At 55.7% G+C, this 16,551-nt stretch carries 14 protein-coding genes; all 14 read left to right on the top strand.

From position 1 onward, the window contains the following. Positions 1-65 precede the first annotated feature (65 nt). Entirely contained in the window at positions 66-914 is an 849-nt protein-coding gene (phnF, locus tag ACZ5EH_RS12150) for a phosphonate metabolism transcriptional regulator PhnF (RefSeq protein WP_464274148.1), read from the top strand. Between the two features lie 247 nt (positions 915-1,161). Beyond that, positions 1,162-2,175, top strand: coding sequence for a putative 2-aminoethylphosphonate ABC transporter substrate-binding protein (locus ACZ5EH_RS12145; RefSeq protein WP_464274147.1), 1,014 nt, complete (start codon positions 1,162-1,164; stop codon positions 2,173-2,175). A 63-nt stretch (positions 2,176-2,238) separates the two neighbouring features. Next, positions 2,239-3,396, top strand: a complete 1,158-nt coding sequence (locus ACZ5EH_RS12140) for a putative 2-aminoethylphosphonate ABC transporter ATP-binding protein (RefSeq protein WP_464274146.1) — start codon at positions 2,239-2,241, stop codon at positions 3,394-3,396. Beyond that, a complete protein-coding gene (locus tag ACZ5EH_RS12135) occupies positions 3,393-5,159 on the top strand; it encodes a putative 2-aminoethylphosphonate ABC transporter permease subunit (RefSeq protein WP_464274145.1) in 1,767 nt (588 codons plus the stop codon). Before ACZ5EH_RS12140 ends, ACZ5EH_RS12135 begins: the two co-directional genes overlap by 4 nt. A 25-nt stretch (positions 5,160-5,184) precedes the next feature. Next, positions 5,185-6,039 (top strand): phosphonoacetaldehyde hydrolase, encoded by an 855-nt coding sequence (gene phnX, locus ACZ5EH_RS12130; protein ID WP_464274144.1) that lies wholly within the window; start codon positions 5,185-5,187, stop codon positions 6,037-6,039. Between the two features lie 45 nt (positions 6,040-6,084). After that, positions 6,085-7,485 (top strand): (R)-1-hydroxy-2-aminoethylphosphonate ammonia-lyase, encoded by a 1,401-nt coding sequence (gene pbfA, locus ACZ5EH_RS12125; RefSeq protein ID WP_464274143.1) that lies wholly within the window; start codon positions 6,085-6,087, stop codon positions 7,483-7,485. Between the two features lie 10 nt (positions 7,486-7,495). Further along, the gene (gene phnW / locus ACZ5EH_RS12120) at positions 7,496-8,608 is read left to right on the top strand and encodes a 2-aminoethylphosphonate--pyruvate transaminase (protein ID WP_464274142.1); all 1,113 of its coding nucleotides are present in this window, start codon (positions 7,496-7,498) and stop codon (positions 8,606-8,608) included. A gap of 464 nt (positions 8,609-9,072) precedes the next feature. Beyond that, positions 9,073-9,825 carry a PHP-associated domain-containing protein gene (locus ACZ5EH_RS12115; protein ID WP_464274141.1) on the top strand — a complete coding sequence of 251 codons (753 nt, stop codon included), beginning with the start codon at positions 9,073-9,075 and terminating at the stop codon, positions 9,823-9,825. Further along, a complete protein-coding gene (locus tag ACZ5EH_RS12110; RefSeq protein ID WP_464274140.1) occupies positions 9,786-10,676 on the top strand; it encodes an HAD-IIA family hydrolase in 891 nt (296 codons plus the stop codon). The genes ACZ5EH_RS12115 and ACZ5EH_RS12110 overlap by 40 nt, the downstream gene beginning before the upstream one ends. 56 nt (positions 10,677-10,732) lie before the next feature. Further along, positions 10,733-11,905: an extracellular solute-binding protein gene (locus ACZ5EH_RS12105; protein WP_464274139.1), complete on the top strand. Its 1,173-nt coding sequence runs from the start codon at positions 10,733-10,735 to the stop codon at positions 11,903-11,905. Positions 11,906-11,998: 93 nt separating this feature from the next. Next, entirely contained in the window at positions 11,999-13,087 is a 1,089-nt protein-coding gene (locus tag ACZ5EH_RS12100; protein WP_464274138.1) for an ABC transporter ATP-binding protein, read from the top strand. Beyond that, positions 13,080-13,973 (top strand): ABC transporter permease, encoded by an 894-nt coding sequence (locus ACZ5EH_RS12095; protein WP_464274137.1) that lies wholly within the window; start codon positions 13,080-13,082, stop codon positions 13,971-13,973. Before ACZ5EH_RS12100 ends, ACZ5EH_RS12095 begins: the two co-directional genes overlap by 8 nt. Further along, positions 13,970-14,830: an ABC transporter permease gene (locus tag ACZ5EH_RS12090; protein ID WP_464274136.1), complete on the top strand. Its 861-nt coding sequence runs from the start codon at positions 13,970-13,972 to the stop codon at positions 14,828-14,830. Before ACZ5EH_RS12095 ends, ACZ5EH_RS12090 begins: the two co-directional genes overlap by 4 nt. A 199-nt stretch (positions 14,831-15,029) precedes the next feature. Further along, a complete protein-coding gene (locus tag ACZ5EH_RS12085; protein WP_464274135.1) occupies positions 15,030-16,505 on the top strand; it encodes a Fic family protein in 1,476 nt (491 codons plus the stop codon). Positions 16,506-16,551: the final 46 nt, after the last annotated feature.

Here is a 16,551-nt window from a genome sequence, read left to right as displayed (position 1 = left end):
CCGCTCCTTTTTTGGGGTTCTCTCCCCTAGCAACAGGAGCACGCTGCTGTCAGCACCTGAGCCCCTTGTTCTCCATTTTGTCACACGATCGCCACACCTCCGCCACCACGCTCCTGTGGGATATTTTAGGTTACACCCTACTATCACGTATTCCCTTTTCCACCGGACATGCCGTGTTTGTGGACAGAAGCTTGCACACCCCCCTTTGGAAGCAGGTGCATGCCGTGCTCGCGGATGAAATAGAGCAAGGCAAGTACCCACCTGGCTACCGACTACCCGCTGAAAGCAGGCTTTCGGATCGTTTTTCCGTCAACCGACACACCGTGCGCAGGGCGCTGAAGGCTCTGCAGGAGCAAGGGCTCATCCGCACCGAGCAGGGGTTGGGAAGCGTGGTGCAAAATCCCACCCTGGAATATTCTGTTTCGGAACGGACGCGCTTTAGCGAGAACATGCGCTCCAACAAGGCTTCGGCCCGCAGCGTTTACCTGCATGGCGACCTCATCCGGGCGGATGACAGGCTGGCGCGAAACCTTCAACTCCCGCGGCTGGCCGAAGTCATCCACATTGAAATGCTGGGAGTGGCCGACGGCAAAAAGCTCTACGTATCCTCCGGCTTTTTCCCTTTTGAACCCATGCGCGGCTTGCTGGACGCCTTCCGGGCCAGCGGCTCCCTGACACAGGCCTTTGCCGCCTGCGGCGTGCAGGATTACTTCCGCAAGTCCAGCCGCATCACCGCACGCCAGGCCGAAACAGCCGACGCGGACCTGCTGGAGCTCCCCCGCAAGCACCCCTTGCTTGTGGTGGAGTACGTCAATGTGGACGAGAAAGGGCGCCCCATCGAGTATGGTCTGACACGGTTTGCCGCGGATCAGATAGAAATAGTGATTGACGGAACCAGCCCTGAAGCGCCCTGAAAAACAAACTCCCCCTGCCCGTTATCGCGCGCAAGCCCCACCCACCGGAGGATGAACCGAGCTGTCGTTTGTTCTTCACGCAAACGTCACGGCGTATGCGGACAACTCCCCCCCCTTGTCTATTTCGCACCTGTGGGTCTCTACCCCATAGTAGCAGGCGGAATGAGAGGAGCGGTCGGCCACCGGCCGTACCGGCCGGGTTGTCCGGCGTACCCTGAATCAACGAACAATCACGAGGTTTTGCACGATGAAGATTGCCATCCGTCTGCTGGTGCTGGCCCTTTTTATGGCCATCGCGGCCCCGGCCTGGTCCGAGGAAATTCTTGTTTACACCGCTTTGGAAGACGACGAAATTCCTGGCTACCTGGAACTTTTCAAAAAAGCGCACCCCGACATTGACGTAAAGATCGTACGCGACTCCACCGGCATCATCACTGCCAAGATTCTGGCCGAAAAGGACAACCCCCAGGCCGACCTGATCTGGGGCACCGCCGCCACCAGCCTGATGCTCGCCGACCAGGCCGGCATTGTGGAACCTTACGCTCCCAAGGGGCTGGAACGTGTGCGCCCCTCCATGCGTGACAAGAACACCCCGCCTCACTGGGTGGGCATCAAGGCCTGGATGACCGGTTTCTGCGTGAACACCATTGAAGCCGAAAACCTGAAGCTTGATACCCCCAAGTCCTTTGATGACCTGCTCAAGCCCGAATACAAGGGCCAGATCATCATGCCCAACCCGGCTTCCTCCGGCACCGGCTTCCTGACCGTTTCCGCCATTTTGCAGCTCAAGGGCGAGGAAAAAGGCTGGGAATACCTGGACAAGCTGCACGAAAACATCGCCCGTTACACCCACTCCGGCTCCAAGCCCTGCAAGCTTGCCGGCGCTGGCGAAGTACCCATCGGCGTTTCCTTTGGCTACCGCGGCTTCATGCAGAAGGAAAAAGGCGAACCCGTTGTGACCATGTTCCCCACCGAAGGCTCTGGCTGGGATGTTGAAGCCAACGCCCTGGTCAAGAAGGACAACATCAAGAGCGGCGCCAAAACCTTCCTCGACTGGGCCATCAGCCCCGATGTCATGGCCGCCTACGCCAAGGTTTACCCCGTCACCGCTTACGATACGGGCGCTCCCATCCCCGATGGCTACCCCAAAGATCCTGAAGCACAACTCATCGAAAACGACTTCCAGTGGGCCGCCAAGAACCGCGAGCGCATCCTCTCCGAGTGGAGCAAGCGCTTCGATTCCAAAAGCGATCCCAAATAACGCATTCATTCAGCAGCCCGGGGTCATACCGGCCCCGGGCGATTCCGACGCGAGGTTGCATCCATGGACGAGCGTAGCAATAAGAACGGCACTCCCTATCTGGAAGCCCAATCCATCACCAAGGTCTTTGGCAAGTTCACAGCCCTGAGCGACGTGAATTTTACCATTGAAAAGGGCGAATTCGTTACCATTCTGGGCCCCAGTGGGTGTGGCAAGACCACCATCCTGCGCGTGGTGGCCGGCCTGGAGAAACAAACCCGCGGCGTTGTCCGCATTCAGGGCAATGACGTCTCCTCCCTGCCGGTTTCCAAACGCAATATCGGCATTGTTTTCCAGAGCTACGCCCTGTTCCCAAACCTGACAGCCGCTTCCAACGTGGCCTACGGGCTTACCAGCAGCATAGGCGATCGCAAACAGGTGCGACGCCGCGTGGATGAGCTGTTGGACCTGGTGGGGCTTGCCGGCATGGGCGAAAAATTTCCTGCGCAACTCTCCGGAGGGCAGCAGCAGCGTGTTGCCCTGGCCAGAGCCATGGCGCTCTCCCCCAGCCTGCTCCTTCTGGACGAGCCATTATCTGCACTGGACGCCAAGGTCCGTGTCCTGCTCAGAAGTGAAATCAGAGAACTCCAGAAACGCCTGGGCGTTACAACCATCATGGTCACGCACGACCAGGAAGAAGCCCTGACCATGGCTGACCGCATCCTGGTCATGAATCAGGGGCGCGTGGCGCAGTACGGCACCCCCATGGAGATTTATGACCGCCCCGCCTCACCTTTCGTGGCTTCGTTCATAGGCTCCATGAATTTCATCCATGGGGCGCGCATCACCGGTGAAAAAAGCCTGAGCGTTGGGGACCTGAAGCTCGAACTGGCGAATGGCGACCTGGCAAAGGCGTCACACAGCGGAACGGACAAACCGCTTGTCCTTGCCATCCGCCCCGAGGATGTTCTTTTGGCGAATGAAAACGACAACGGTTTGAACAACGTCCGCGCCAAGGTCCGCTTCATGGAATACCGTGGCGCCATCTATCGCATCGGACTGGATCTCCCGCTGGGCGTCAGTGGCAAAGCCGAGCTAGAAGCCGAAATTCCCACGGAAAAAGTCCGCCGCCTCGGTTTGCAGCAGGACGGCGTGCTCGCGCTGACCCTGCCGCCCAAACGTATCCGCGTATACACGCAGGAGGCCGCGACCAGCCCCGCCGCAAAGGAGCCGTTATCATGACCGGACGCGCAGCCACTCTCGGCAGGGCGCCTGCCCAGAGCATCCTGGCGGCGTTGCACCTTTCGGATACGGAGGCCTGGGTCCGGCGCATCCTGATCCTGCTGCTCTGCATATGGATGGCGGTGGTGGTCGTGCTGCCCATCTACACACTGCTTTCCAAAGCAATGATGAACGACCAGGGGCAATTCGTCGGGCTGGCAAACTTCATCAAATATTTCCAGACGCCGTCTCTGACCTATTCCCTGGGCAATTCCATGTTCGTTGCCATTGCCACCACGCTCATTTCCGTAAGCCTGGGATTCGTGTTCGCCTACGCACTTACCCGTACCTGCATACCGTACAAGGGCATGTTCAAGGGGCTGGCGCTGGCGCCCATATTTGCGCCAACCCTGCTCAACGGCATAGCGCTTGTCTATCTTTTTGGCCGCAAGGGGCTGATCACACGCGGCTTTTTCGGGAGTCTTCCCGGTTTCAACATTGATCTATACGGGCCTGTGGGCATCATCATTTCAGAGGTGCTTTTCACCTTTCCCCAGGCCATGCTCATCCTCACCGTCGCCCTTTCCGTCACTGACGCCAGACTCTACGAGGCGTCATACTCCCTTGGCGCCTCCAGGGTACGTACGTTTTTCACCGTAACCCTTCCCAGCATCAAATACGGCCTCATCAGCGCTGTGTTCGTCTGTTTCATCCTGGCATTCACCGACTTTGGCGCGCCAAAGGTCGTGGGCGGCAATTACAACATTCTGGCCACGGACATATACAAACAGGTCATTGGCCAGCAAAATTTCATCATGGGCGCGGTGGTCAGCGTGGTGCTGCTGATACCCACGTGCATCGCCTTCATAATCGACAGGATCATCCAACGCAGACAAACTTCGCTCATTGCGGCAAAGTCCGTCCCCCTCAGGCCAGAGCCCGCCAAAATGCGCGATGGTATTTTCCTGGGGTACTGCAGCGCTATTTCCCTGCTGATAATCGGCGTTTACATGACCGCCCTTTTCGCTTCACTGGTCAAGGTTTGGCCCTACACCCTGGACCTCGGCTTCTGGCACTACAACTTCCGTGGAACCGGCGGGGGCGGTTACCAGGCGTTCTTCAACTCCTTGCGCATGTCCTTCTATTCCGCCATTGCCGGAACTGCCCTCACCTTTACCAGCGCCTACCTCATAGAAAAAACGCGGGGCCTCAAAGCGCTGCGCTCCATGGCCTATTTCCTGTCCATTCTCCCACTGGCTCTGCCGGGCCTGGTCATTGGCCTTGCCTATATCTTTTTCTTCAATGCCCCCGGTTGGGACATCCTGGGCATTCACATCCCCAATCCCCTGAACTTCCTTTACGGAACCATGGGCATACTGGTGATGAGCAACGTGGTGCACTTTTATACGGTCAGCTTTCTCACCGCGACCACAGCCCTGAAACAGATGGACAAGGAATTCGAAACCGTTTCCGAGTCCATGGGCGTGCCGTTTTACAAGACCTTTTTCCGCGTGACTGCGCCCGTATGCATGCCGGCGCTCTTGGAAATATTCATGTTCTATTTCGTGAACTCCATGGCCACGGTCTCGGCCGTGATTTTTCTCTATTCCGCAGACACCACGCTGGCATCCGTGGCCGTAGCAAACATGGATGACGCAGGAGACATCGCCCCCGCATGCGCCATGTCCATCCTCATCGTCAGCGCAAACATCGTGGTGCGCATGCTTTACGGAATCGGCACCAAAGGGCTGAAACGCCGCAGTGAAGCCTGGACAGCCCGATAATCTCAAACCGAATCAGGATAAAACAATGAAGACTCCCTACATCCATACCTCGCCTTACACCGGCTCGGTACAGGCAGTGGTGCTGGACTGGGCAGGAACCGCTGTTGACCACGGCTGCCTTGGCCCTGCAGAGGTTTTTCGCCGTGCTTTTGAAGCCCACGGCGTGGCCGTCAGTCTGGAGGAAATCCGCCCTTTCATGGGGTTGAAGAAGATCGACCATGTTCGCGGCATGCTGGCCCTGCCCGCGGTGGCCGAAAAATGGCGCTCCGCCAACGGCAGCGATGCCGACGAAAAAGCAGTGGAAACGGTATACGCCAGCACCGAACCGCTGATGATCGAAGCCGTGACCACCCACGCAACGCCCATCCCCGGTGTGGTGGAAACGACTGACCGCCTGCGCAAGCGTGGCGTGGCTGTAGGTTCCTGCACCGGCTATACCCGCCCGATGATGGAAGCGCTTACACCTGTTGCCAAGCAGCACGGCTATGCGCCTGATTTTTGGAACTGCTCCAGCGACGTACCGGCAGGGCGCCCTTGGCCGTGGATGTGCCTGCAAAACGCCATAGCCCTGCAGACCTACCCTATGGAATCCATGGTCAAAATCGGCGACACCGTGACCGACATCCAGGAAGGACGCAACGCCGGCATGTGGTGCGTGGGCGTAACCCGCACGGGGAATGAGTTGGGCCTGAGTGAAGACGACGTGGCCTCGCTCCCCGCAGACGAACTGGCCTCACGGCTGCAGGTTATCGCCACCCGGTTGCTGCAGGCTGGCGCACACTTTGTGGTCGCATCCGTGGCAGACATCGAACCCGTTATCGACACCATTGAGAATCTGCTCAGTCAGGGGCGCACACCCCTTTTTCCCGGGACGCCATAGCCGACAAATGGCAGCAGAGCTAGCCGTTCCAGCCGGAACCATGTGATGGCAAACAAAACGCCCCATACGTTGCCGCCGGGAGAAGGCGATGTGAACCTTTCGCCGCGCCGCAGACAATGGCGTGAGCGTTTGGGTGCAAAGACCCGCGCCCTGCTGGCGAAAGACGAACAGGTCTTTTTGCGCCAGTCCCTTTCCACGCCCTGCCTGAATGCACTGGCAAGTGTGGAAGGGGCGCGGCTTGTGGATATGGACGGCCGCGAATATCTGGACTTCCACGGCAACAGCGTCCACCAACTGGGGTACAACCACCCGGTCGTGGCCGAGGCCATACGCCAGCAGATGGACACGCTTTCCTTTTGCCCCAGACGGTATGCAAACCGCCCTGCCGTTGCTCTGGCCAAGGCGCTGGTCCGGCTTGCGCCATTTGCGGGGGGCAAGGTGCTGTTCGCCCCTGGCGGCACCACGGCCGTGGGTATGGCGCTCAAACTCGCACGCCATGCAACGGGGCGCTTCAAAACCATCTCCTTCTGGGACAGCTTTCATGGCGCTTCTCTGGACGCCATATCCATCGGGGGCGAGGCGCTATTCCGCACCAACGCCGGCCCTCTCCTGCCAGGGGCGCTGCACGTGCTCCCTCCGGAGCCAGGCAACTGCGCCCGGCATCCTGATGGCGGCAAGGGCGATTGCACAGGCTGCGACCTGCTCTGCGCACGCCACATTGAATACGTAATGGAGCATGAAGGCGATGTTGCCGCCGTCATTGCCGAACCGCTACGGTGCACGGCCGTAAACGTACCGCCGCCGGGGTTCTGGCCTGCTGTACGGAAAATCTGTGACCGGCACGGCGCCCTGCTCATCTTTGACGAAACCGCCATCTGCCTGGGGCGCACGGGGCGCATGTTCGGCTGTGAACACTTTGGCGTGCAGCCCGACATTTTGATCCTGGGCAAAGGGCTTGGTGGCGGCATGCTGCCCATGGCCGCCATGATAGCCAAAAACGGTCTGGACGTGGCTGCCGACTATGCACTGGGGCACTACACCCACGAAAAATCCCCCCTAGGTGCGGCCGCCGGACTTGCAGTCATCAGCGTGCTGGAATCAGAAGGGCTTGTTATCCGCAGTCGAACTTTAGGCGCTTCTTTTCTCGAACGACTCAAGATGATTTGCCAAAACGAAAAGCTCGCCCCCTTTGTACAGGACATACGTGGACTGGGGCTGTCTCTGGCTATCGAACTCCGCCACCCCAAAGGAATTGCCGCAGCGCGGGAGCTGGCTGACACCGTCATGTACGGTTGCCTGGAGCGGGGGCTCTCTTTCAAAACCTCCCACGGTGTCATCCTTACCCTCACACCACCTTTGACCATCGACCGAACCGACCTCAACGCCGCAGCGGACATTATTGAAGCTGCCCTGCTGCACGCCGTGGAAGGCGATACTTCCTTTTAGGAGACAACCAATGGACAAGAACCTGATTCCCGACAATCCGTATTTCCTGCTTACCCCTGGGCCCCTTTCCACAACAAAAGGCGTTCGTGCGGCCATGTTTCAGGACTGGTGCACATGGGACAAGGAATACAATGAAATTGTGCAGGACATACGCGCACGGCTGGAAAGGCTGGCATCGGCAAGCTCTAATTACACCAGTGTTCTTATGCAGGGCAGCGGCACTTTTGCCGTGGAATCCTGCATCGGCACTGCCATGCCGAAGAACGGCAGACTCATGGTGCTGGCCAACGGGCATTACGGCGACCGTATGGGGGAAATTGCCCGCCGTCTGGAGATTGAACATATAGTGCATGACACCGGAGAGACCGGCCCCATTAACCTGAACGTCTTGAAATCCGCCCTGGAAAATGACCCGGCCATCTCCCACGTGGCTGTTGTGCACTGCGAAACCACCACGGGTATGCTGAACCCCATCGCCCAGGTGGGCGAAGTGGTCAAAAACGCAGGCCGGACCTACATTGTAGACGCCATGTCCAGCTTTGGCGGCATTCCTCTTGATATGGCCGCCATTGGGGCTGATTTTCTGATCTCCAGCGCCAACAAATGCATTCAGGGCGTACCGGGCTTCGGCTTTATCCTGGCCAAGCGCAGCGAGATGGAAAAACTCCAGGGACGCGCCCGCTCCTTGTCTTTGGATGCGTATGACCAGTGGCGTGAAATGGAGACAAAGGGCGGCAAGTGGCGCTTCACCTCGCCCACCCATGTGGTGCGCGCCTTTGCCACAGCGCTTGACGAACTGGACAGCGAAGGCGGCGTATCCGCCCGCCACGCCCGCTACAGCGAAAACCAGCGAACACTGGTTGCCGGCATGCGGGCCTTGGGCTTTGCAACCCTTCTGCCCGACTCCCTGCACTCCCCGATCATAACGTCCTTTTTGAATCCAGAACACCCCGACTTTGATTTCAAACGCTTTTATGCCCTGCTCAAGGACAAGGGGTATGTCATTTATCCCGGCAAGGTCACAGGAGCCGAAACCTTCAGGATCGGGAACATAGGTGATTTTGCTCCAGAAAATGTACCTGGGCTGCTTACAGCCGTTAAGGAATCCATCTACTGGAAATAATAAAGGGGTGCATCTTTTTTTGCAATTTCAATGTTTAATACATTTATGAACGTACAGCAAAAACGGCCAGCACCATTCTTTTACCTGTTCACAACAACATTGTAACACAAAATATCTATTTTTACAGTCAAGAAGATTCACAGGTCATTATCACACTTTAATGGCCTGTGAAGAATCAAAATTAATATTTTGCAGCGAGTACTGCTACACATATTCGCAGCAGCCATGCCCGCTTTCCATTCCATGTCATAAACGATTTTATTACTGCAATAGTAAAGTCGTATTAAGAGGTTTCCATGGCCATTGACTGGCGAAATCCCTATGCCTCATGTGCAGGCTCATGGCTAAAAGGCTCTCTCCATGCCCATGCAACGCCGTTCAGTCCATGTTCCACAATCCCTCTTACCTCCCTATGCAGAGAATACAAGCTTGCTGGGTTCAGCTTCTTATGTGTTTCCGAACACATGAAGATAACGACGCCACAAAACGAAGATTTGGTCATGCTCTCAGGGCTGGAGTGGAATTCACGCAGCGCCTACATGGCCAACAGGGCTCTGACATACAACCATCACATTGGCGTTTACGCTACGGATGTCTCCCTGTTGGACAAGGCAATGACCTGCCGCGACCCCTTCCTGCTCTGCCAAACGCTTCAGGATACCGGCGCGCTGCTGGTTGCGAACCACCCCAATTGGCTGCACCCAGAACACTACGACCAGCACACGCTCAGCAGGCTTGCGCGCCATATTCATGGGGTGGAAATCTACAACGCAGTGCTTGAATGGGAGGAAGGCGAAGCTGACGCAACAGGCCGCTGGGACCGTTTGCTGACCGAGGGGATACCACTTCTCGGCTTTGCGGGAGACGATTCCCATGCCGCAGCGGATGTGGGCAAAGCCTGGCTCATGGTCCGTGCTGCGGAAAAGAATCCTGAATCCATTCTCCACGCCATCTTACAGGGCAATTTCTACTGCACTACCGGCGCCCTGCTCTCAGACATCGGCCGTAACGGCGATGCCCTCCACATTGCTTGCGAAACTGAAGCCCGCATACGCGTGATCGGCAGCTTCGGCCGTCTGCTGGCCGAACATGTGGGCACCTCTTTTTCATGGAATTTCAACACCGGTGACACGACATACGCACGGTTTCAGATCATGGACAGGAACTGGAACCAGGCATGGAGTCAACCGTTCTTCCATACGACGCAACATCCGTGAGGCTTTCTGTCATGTCCAAACGCCTATTGCAGTACGCTGGCTATGTCTTTGATCTGGATGGGTGCCTTCATTTTGGCAATACACCCGCCCCCGGAGCCGGAGAGCTTATCAGTTTTCTGCGCGAACGCGGCAAAACGATTCGTTTTTTAAGCAACAACTCCACCCACAGCCCTGCTCACCTGGCTGCAAAGCTCTGGAACATGGGCATCATAACCGACGGTGACGAGTTGCACCTGGCCTCCACCCTGCTGGGACAGCGCCTGAAGGAAATCATGGGCGAAACGTTTGTTGCGGTGGCCGGTTCCCAGGCATTGGCCAACCAACTGGGTAAATGCGGCCACACCATCACCCCTCTGGAGCAAAACACGGCTGACTGTCTTGTGGTAGGGCGTGACCTCGGTTTTTCCTACGAACGTCTTGTGCTCTGCGTGCAGCACATAGAACGCGGCGCCCTGTTCTATGCAACCAACGAAGACACCTACCACCCCACTGCAAAGGGCAGAAGGGTGCCTGAAACAGGCGCTTTCACTGCCGCCATCAGCGCCGTGACAGGTGTTTTCCCCATCACGACGGGCAAGCCGACATCATTTGCGTTCGAACATGTTCTTCAAGAACTGGCGCTGCACCCCAGTGATTGTCTGATGGTAGGCGACAATCCCCGCACGGACATTGCCGGGGCCGTTGCTGCGGGCATGGATGCCTGCTGGATCAACCTTGCGCCTGAGGCGGACACGGCTGACGCGCTGACTCAAGACATGGACACCAGGTGCACGTTCACCTTTTCGTCCATAGCTGCCCTGTTGGACGCGATGCAGCAGGAAATCGCGGCATACTCCTCACCGGTTTCATAGTCCCCCGTCACATCGGGGGCACATCATAGCCAATAACCATCATCAAGGAGCGGATCATGACGCAGCAGCCCAAGAACACGGCACAAGAGAAAAAAGAAAACGCTATCACGCGCAGAGATTTTATCAAAAGCACCGCGGCGGCCGCTGTTTTAGCCACGGCCAGCGTGGGACCCTGGTTCATCAAGGACGCCATGTCCTCTTCCGGCGAGCTCAATCTCTTCACCTGGCCGGACTACTCCAAGCCCGAAGTTATCGCCGCCTTTGAAAAGGACACCGGCATCAAATGCAACGTGACCAACTACAGCACCAACCAGGAGTGCATGAACAAGCTTCGCGCCTCCCGTGCGCAGGGCTTTGACATTGCCCAGCCTTCCATCACCGAAGTGAAGCTGCACATGGACTACGACCTGTACCGCGAGATCGACGAGAGCAAAATCCCCAATCTGAACAACCTGGAAAAAGCTTTCTACGAAAAATCGGCCAAGCTGGGCGGCGTCATAGACGGCAAGCGCGTCAGCTACCCGTACGACTGGGGCACCGAGGCCATGGCCTGGAACACCGACAAGTTGCAGACCGAGTACGGCAAACTCTCCTACGGCACCATGTGGGAAGATCAATACGTAGGCAAGGTCACCTGCCGCCCCCATTCGGTGTTCATCGGCACCGGTCTGTACCTCGAATCCATCGGCAAGATCGACTCCAACCGCATGATGGACACCTACGCCGACGAAGCTAAAATGCGCAAAATTTATGACGAAATTCTCAAGTTCCTGATCGAGAAGAAAAAGAATGTGAAGATGTTCTGGAACAACGCCCAGGATCACCAACTCGCCTTCCTGCAAAACGGGTGCGTTGTGGGACAAACCTGGGACGGCCCCATCATGACCATGAAGAAAGAAGGCAAGCCTGTTTCCTTCATGGCTCCGAAAGAAGGCGCCATGACCTGGGTGGATTCCGTCAGCATCGTGAAGAACGCCAAGAACCTCGAGCAGGCCTACGCCTTCATCAACTGGGCCTTTACCCCCGAAGCAGGCGCGGTTGTCGCCAACGCCACCGGGTACAACAGTGTCGTAAAGGGCGCCAGCGACCTGCTGGACGAGGCCACCCGCAAGAATTTCCAGGAAGCCTACCCCGCGGACGCTCTGGACAACCTGTGGTGGTACGTTTCCGAACCCACCTGGTTCGTGCCCGCGCGCACCGAATACCGTGACAAGTACCAGGCTGCATAACACGTCGTCTCCTTTTCCGCCGGCCGGAATATTTCCGGCCGGCGCAATCGAATACAGCCATACAGTTTTTTGATTTCAGACGGGAGGCGCACCATGGGACAGGACGTACAACTTGCCAACGTGGGTATGTGTTTCGATGAGTTCTGGGCGGTCAGAAACATAGACATCCACATTCAGGCGGGGGAGTTCTTCAGTTTTCTCGGCCCCTCCGGCTGTGGAAAGACAACGCTTTTGCGACTGGTATCGGGATTTCTGGATCCCACGGAAGGAGAAGTACGCATCAACGGGGAAAACATGCGCGGCATAGGCCCCAACAAGCGCCACACCGCCATGATCTTCCAGAACCTGGCCCTTTTTCCCTTGATGACGGTTGCCGAGAACATCGGCTTCGGGCTCGAAGTCCGCGGGATATCCAAGTCCGAACGACGCAAAAAGGCGGAAAGCCTGCTGGACCTGGTCGACCTTCCCGGGGTGGGTGACAAGCGCGTGGACGATCTTTCCGGGGGGCAGAAGCAGCGCGTGGCCATTGCCCGCGCTCTGGCCGTGGAACCAAGCGTGCTGATGCTCGACGAACCGCTTTCCGCACTGGATTTGAAACTCAGGCAGCACATGCGCGCCGAGCTGCGCAAAATCCAACGCCGCACTGGCGTTACCTTCATCTACATTACCCACGACCAGACCGAAGCCCTGACCATGTCCGACAGGGTGGCGGTGATGAGCAAAGGCGCCATAGAGCAGGTAGGCACGCCTGATGTGGTGTACAACGAGCCCGCCACTCCTTTTGTGGCTTCCTTTGTGGGCGAGACCAACACTTTTACAGGAACGCTGCGGCAGGTGGATGGAGAGGCCGCGTCACTGGAGACTCCAGCCGGATTGATAAAGGGGCGCAATCCTTTTGGCCTTTCGTCCGGCACCGACACCGTCGCCTTTGTCCGCCCCGAGAGCATCGCCTTTGCCAACGGCCATTCAGGCGACAACTCCATGCTGTGCAATGTGGAGACCTGGAGCTTTGAGGGCGCGTTCATCAACATTCAGCTTAAAAACACCGTTGGCGACAAGCTGGTGGTGCGGCTGAACAACAGCGGAGACGACTTCGCCCTCACCCAGGGAAAAAGCGTAAACGTGACTTTTGACGCGAAAAACGCCCTCTTATTGCCGCGAAGCGAGGGCGACCATGCGTAGTGTATACAATCAGGCCCTGCAGACCTTTGGCGGCGTTGGCCTGACGGCTATCAGCCTCTGCGTGGGCGTCTGGGTGCTCCTGATGATAGCTGTACCACAGTTGATCATGCTGGATTACTCCTTCCGCCCCTTGCTTGCACTGAAAGATATCGGCGGTCCAAAGGACGTGTGGACGCTGGACAACTACCTTTTTTTGTTCCGCAACCCCCTGCACAGGCTGATCTTTGTGAAGACGATCTGGTCCAGCCTCATCGTCACCTTTTTCGCGCTTTTGATCTGCTACCCCATCTCCTACTATATAGCCAAAGTGGCCAGGGGCGCGGCTGTTGGTTGGCTGATGATCGGGCTGATCATCCCCTACTGGATCAACGAGTTGCTCCGGCTTTTTGCCTGGCAGTTGATCCTTTCTGATTCCGGCATCCTGAACCATGCTCTTATGTGGCTGGGAATCATCGGCGAACCCTTGAATTTTCGCGCCGGCAACGGCGCCGTCATCGTAGGTATGGCCTATGCTTATGTGCTTTTCATGGTCTTTCCGCTGTACAACGCCCTGGAGAGCCTGGACAGAAACCAGATAGACGCTGCGCGCGACCTTGGCGCTTCCTGGCTGCGCATCCACAAACGGATCGTCATCCCCCACGCCAAGCCCGGCATAGCCGTAGGCTGCATCATGACCTTCATGCTCAGTGCCGGCACCATTGCAGCGCCACAGCTTTTGGGCAGCCCCAGCAGCTTCTGGTTCACGGAGCTCATCTACACCAATTTTGAAACAGCCAACTGGAACCAGGGCGCTGCTTACGCCACCGTGCTCGCCGTGCTGTGCCTGGTTTTCGTCTTCATCATGCTCAAGTTTTTCAAGGTCAGTCTGAAGGAGCTCAGCCGATGATCTCATCCAAGAACATCCTGTCCATGGTCAGCGGCATGTACCTTGTCCTGTTCTTCACCTATCTGTTCCTGCCGTTGGTCTTCATGGCCATTGTGGCTTTCAACTCCAGCAATCTGCCGCAGGTAACGCCGTGGGAAGGCTTTACCCTGCACTGGTTTGGGGAGCTGTTCAAAGACGAGCAGATGTGGAGCGCCCTGAAAAACAGCATAATCGTGGGCGTGGCGGTTGTGTGCATATCCGTGCCCATTGGTCTTTCCGCAGCAATGATCCTGACACGTCTGCACCTGAAAGCCCGGAACTACCTGTACGCGCTGTTCGTTTCGCCCATCCTGACGCCCGGCATCATTCTGGGTATATCCACCTTTCTTTTCTGGGACAGGGTATTTTACATCTCAGGCGGATTGTGGACGGCCATAATGTCCCACGCAACTTTTATCAGCGCCTACTGCATGCTGCTGATCATGTCCCGTTTTCAGCGTTTCGATAAAACGCAGGAAGAAGCCGCCTTTGATCTCGGCGCCTCGCACCAGCAGGTATTCTGGAAGGTGACCATCCCATTTCTGAAGCCTGCGCTGATCTCCTCCATGGCGCTTGCATTCATGCAAAGCTTCGAGAACTACAATACCACGCTGTTCGCCATCGGCTTCGAGCAGACGCTCCCCATTTATATCGGCACCAAGTTGCGGGTGTTCATCAGCCCATCCATGAACGCCCTTGCCGTGATATTCATCGTGCTGACCATCCTTGGCGCCGTGCTCTTTGAATACCGCCGTATGGTGGAGCGCCGCGCCAAAAGCCGAAAAAAAGCAAAAGCCAGGGCGCTGAAGCAGCCTGTGGCTTCGCCGCAACCTGCGTAACAGCAACTTGCAACACTTCTAATAAAAGGGGAGAAACGGCCACCGTTTCTCCCCTTTTTTCCATTGCAACTTATGTTTCATCAACATGTTTCCATTTACTCATTGAAAAGGCTGAAATCATCGATTATCATTCTGTGAAGAATGGATAATATTTGTTTCTAACACATGTTTCCTATTCATTGTACCAGGAGCATAGCCAATGGATCATTTTGAGCAAATCAAACGTGTTATTCCCACCGATAACATTGGCCTGCTCAAGGATATGGCAACTCAGGTTATTGCCGACAGTGCTCGTCTGGAAGGAAGCATTGCACCGGAAACTGCCGAAAACCTTGGTGAACAGCTACGCCTTCTCAATTCCTACCACTCAAACCGCATTGAGGGACATAAAACCGGCATCTTGGATATACGAAAAGCACTCGACGGAACATTCAGACCTGAAGATCATGGGCGCTACAATCAACAACTATGCGCCGCGCATGTAAGAACTGAAAAAAAGATGATGGAGTTGGTAAAAGGGAACGAGCTGAATCCCTTTGATACTGTATTTTTACCCCTCCTGCATAAGCATTTTTATAACGAGCTACCACCAGAACATCAACACTGCCATACAAACGGTGGATTCACTAAACACAAAGTGATGCCTGGGCAGTTCCGAGACAAAGTTGTCTCTGTCGATGGCATCCACCAACTAGGCCCTGACGCCGAGTTTGTGCCCGAACTCTATACTAAAATCCTGCATCTTTACTCGCCCAATAATAACCACGGTGATGACAGACTGCTCGCGATTTTAAGCTCACACCACCGTTTAACCTGGCTGCATCCGTTCAGAGATGGAAATGGCCGTATGACACGACTGCATACGACAGCAGCCATGGCCTATATTGGCGTCAATCAATGTAATTTATGGTCCTTGTCCCGTGCTTTTTCCAGAGAGAAACAAAACCAGTTCGCATACCAGGTCAACTTGCAGGACGCGGACAGTTTTACGGATGAAAGCCTGGCGGACTTCATTATGTTTTGTCTGGATCAATGCCTGGACCAAATCCAATTCATAGGGCGCTTATTGAATATAACGACTATGGAAAATCGAATCGAACATTACTTCACTAAAAAGCTTCCTGAAATGTCTCATTACATGGAAGACGCCAAAGACCTCTCCCATACATTAAAGAACCCGAATATTACTCGATTGATGTGCAGCATTTTCAGAAGTGGTAAAATCTCCCGCGGGGAGGCATATGAAATTCTTGGTGTAAAAAGAAAACGCGGAGGAGAACTAATCAAACCCCTTATAAAGCATGGTCTGCTTCTTCCCAGTTCAGAACGTGGTCCATTGCTTTTTGGTTTTCCTGAAAAAGCCATGCCCGAATACTTTCAATATCTTTACAAGCCGTCGTTGATGTTCGATTCCGATGATGTTTCTGAAGGCATGATTGTAAAAGATAACAACGAAATCAAAATTGCTCTCAAGGACGGTTTCCTGAGGAGAATTGGACCATGGAACGACATATTCCAGCAATTGCTTGGCAAAAAAATAACTGGTGAAGCAGTCCTTCTGTTAACCAAAGCAATTCCGTATACCCCCATCATAGATGCTTTGTATGACATTCTGAATGAGGCCAATAAAATTACGGAAAAAGACGAGAATCCTGACAAAAAATTTAAGCCGTGAACGGGGCCTGGCGGAGTGGCCCCGTCCACGGCGAACCGAGGGAGCG

It is taken from the genome of Desulfovibrio biadhensis, from assembly GCF_055388615.1.
The sequence above is the reverse complement of the archived record's forward strand: the minus strand, read 5'-3'. Positions and strand labels throughout refer to the sequence as shown.

Bases quoted from the DNA above. Each gene is read 5' to 3' on its own strand.
- ACZ5EH_RS12140 (WP_464274146.1), top strand. From the start codon at position 2,239: ATGGACGAGCGTAGCAATAAGAACGGCACTCCCTATCTGGAAGCCCAA.
- ACZ5EH_RS12145 (WP_464274147.1), top strand. From the start codon at position 1,162: ATGAAGATTGCCATCCGTCTGCTGGTGCTGGCCCTTTTTATGGCCATC.
- ACZ5EH_RS12110 (WP_464274140.1), top strand. From the start codon at position 9,786: ATGGAGTCAACCGTTCTTCCATACGACGCAACATCCGTGAGGCTTTCT.
- ACZ5EH_RS12115 (WP_464274141.1), top strand. From the start codon at position 9,073: ATGAAGATAACGACGCCACAAAACGAAGATTTGGTCATGCTCTCAGGG.
- ACZ5EH_RS12095 (WP_464274137.1), top strand. From the start codon at position 13,080: ATGCGTAGTGTATACAATCAGGCCCTGCAGACCTTTGGCGGCGTTGGC.
- phnW (WP_464274142.1), top strand. From the start codon at position 7,496: ATGGACAAGAACCTGATTCCCGACAATCCGTATTTCCTGCTTACCCCT.
- pbfA (WP_464274143.1), top strand. From the start codon at position 6,085: ATGGCAAACAAAACGCCCCATACGTTGCCGCCGGGAGAAGGCGATGTG.
- ACZ5EH_RS12105 (WP_464274139.1), top strand. From the start codon at position 10,733: ATGACGCAGCAGCCCAAGAACACGGCACAAGAGAAAAAAGAAAACGCT.
- ACZ5EH_RS12085 (WP_464274135.1), top strand. From the start codon at position 15,030: ATGGATCATTTTGAGCAAATCAAACGTGTTATTCCCACCGATAACATT.
- phnX (WP_464274144.1), top strand. From the start codon at position 5,185: ATGAAGACTCCCTACATCCATACCTCGCCTTACACCGGCTCGGTACAG.
- ACZ5EH_RS12100 (WP_464274138.1), top strand. From the start codon at position 11,999: ATGGGACAGGACGTACAACTTGCCAACGTGGGTATGTGTTTCGATGAG.
- ACZ5EH_RS12090 (WP_464274136.1), top strand. From the start codon at position 13,970: ATGATCTCATCCAAGAACATCCTGTCCATGGTCAGCGGCATGTACCTT.
- ACZ5EH_RS12135 (WP_464274145.1), top strand. From the start codon at position 3,393: ATGACCGGACGCGCAGCCACTCTCGGCAGGGCGCCTGCCCAGAGCATC.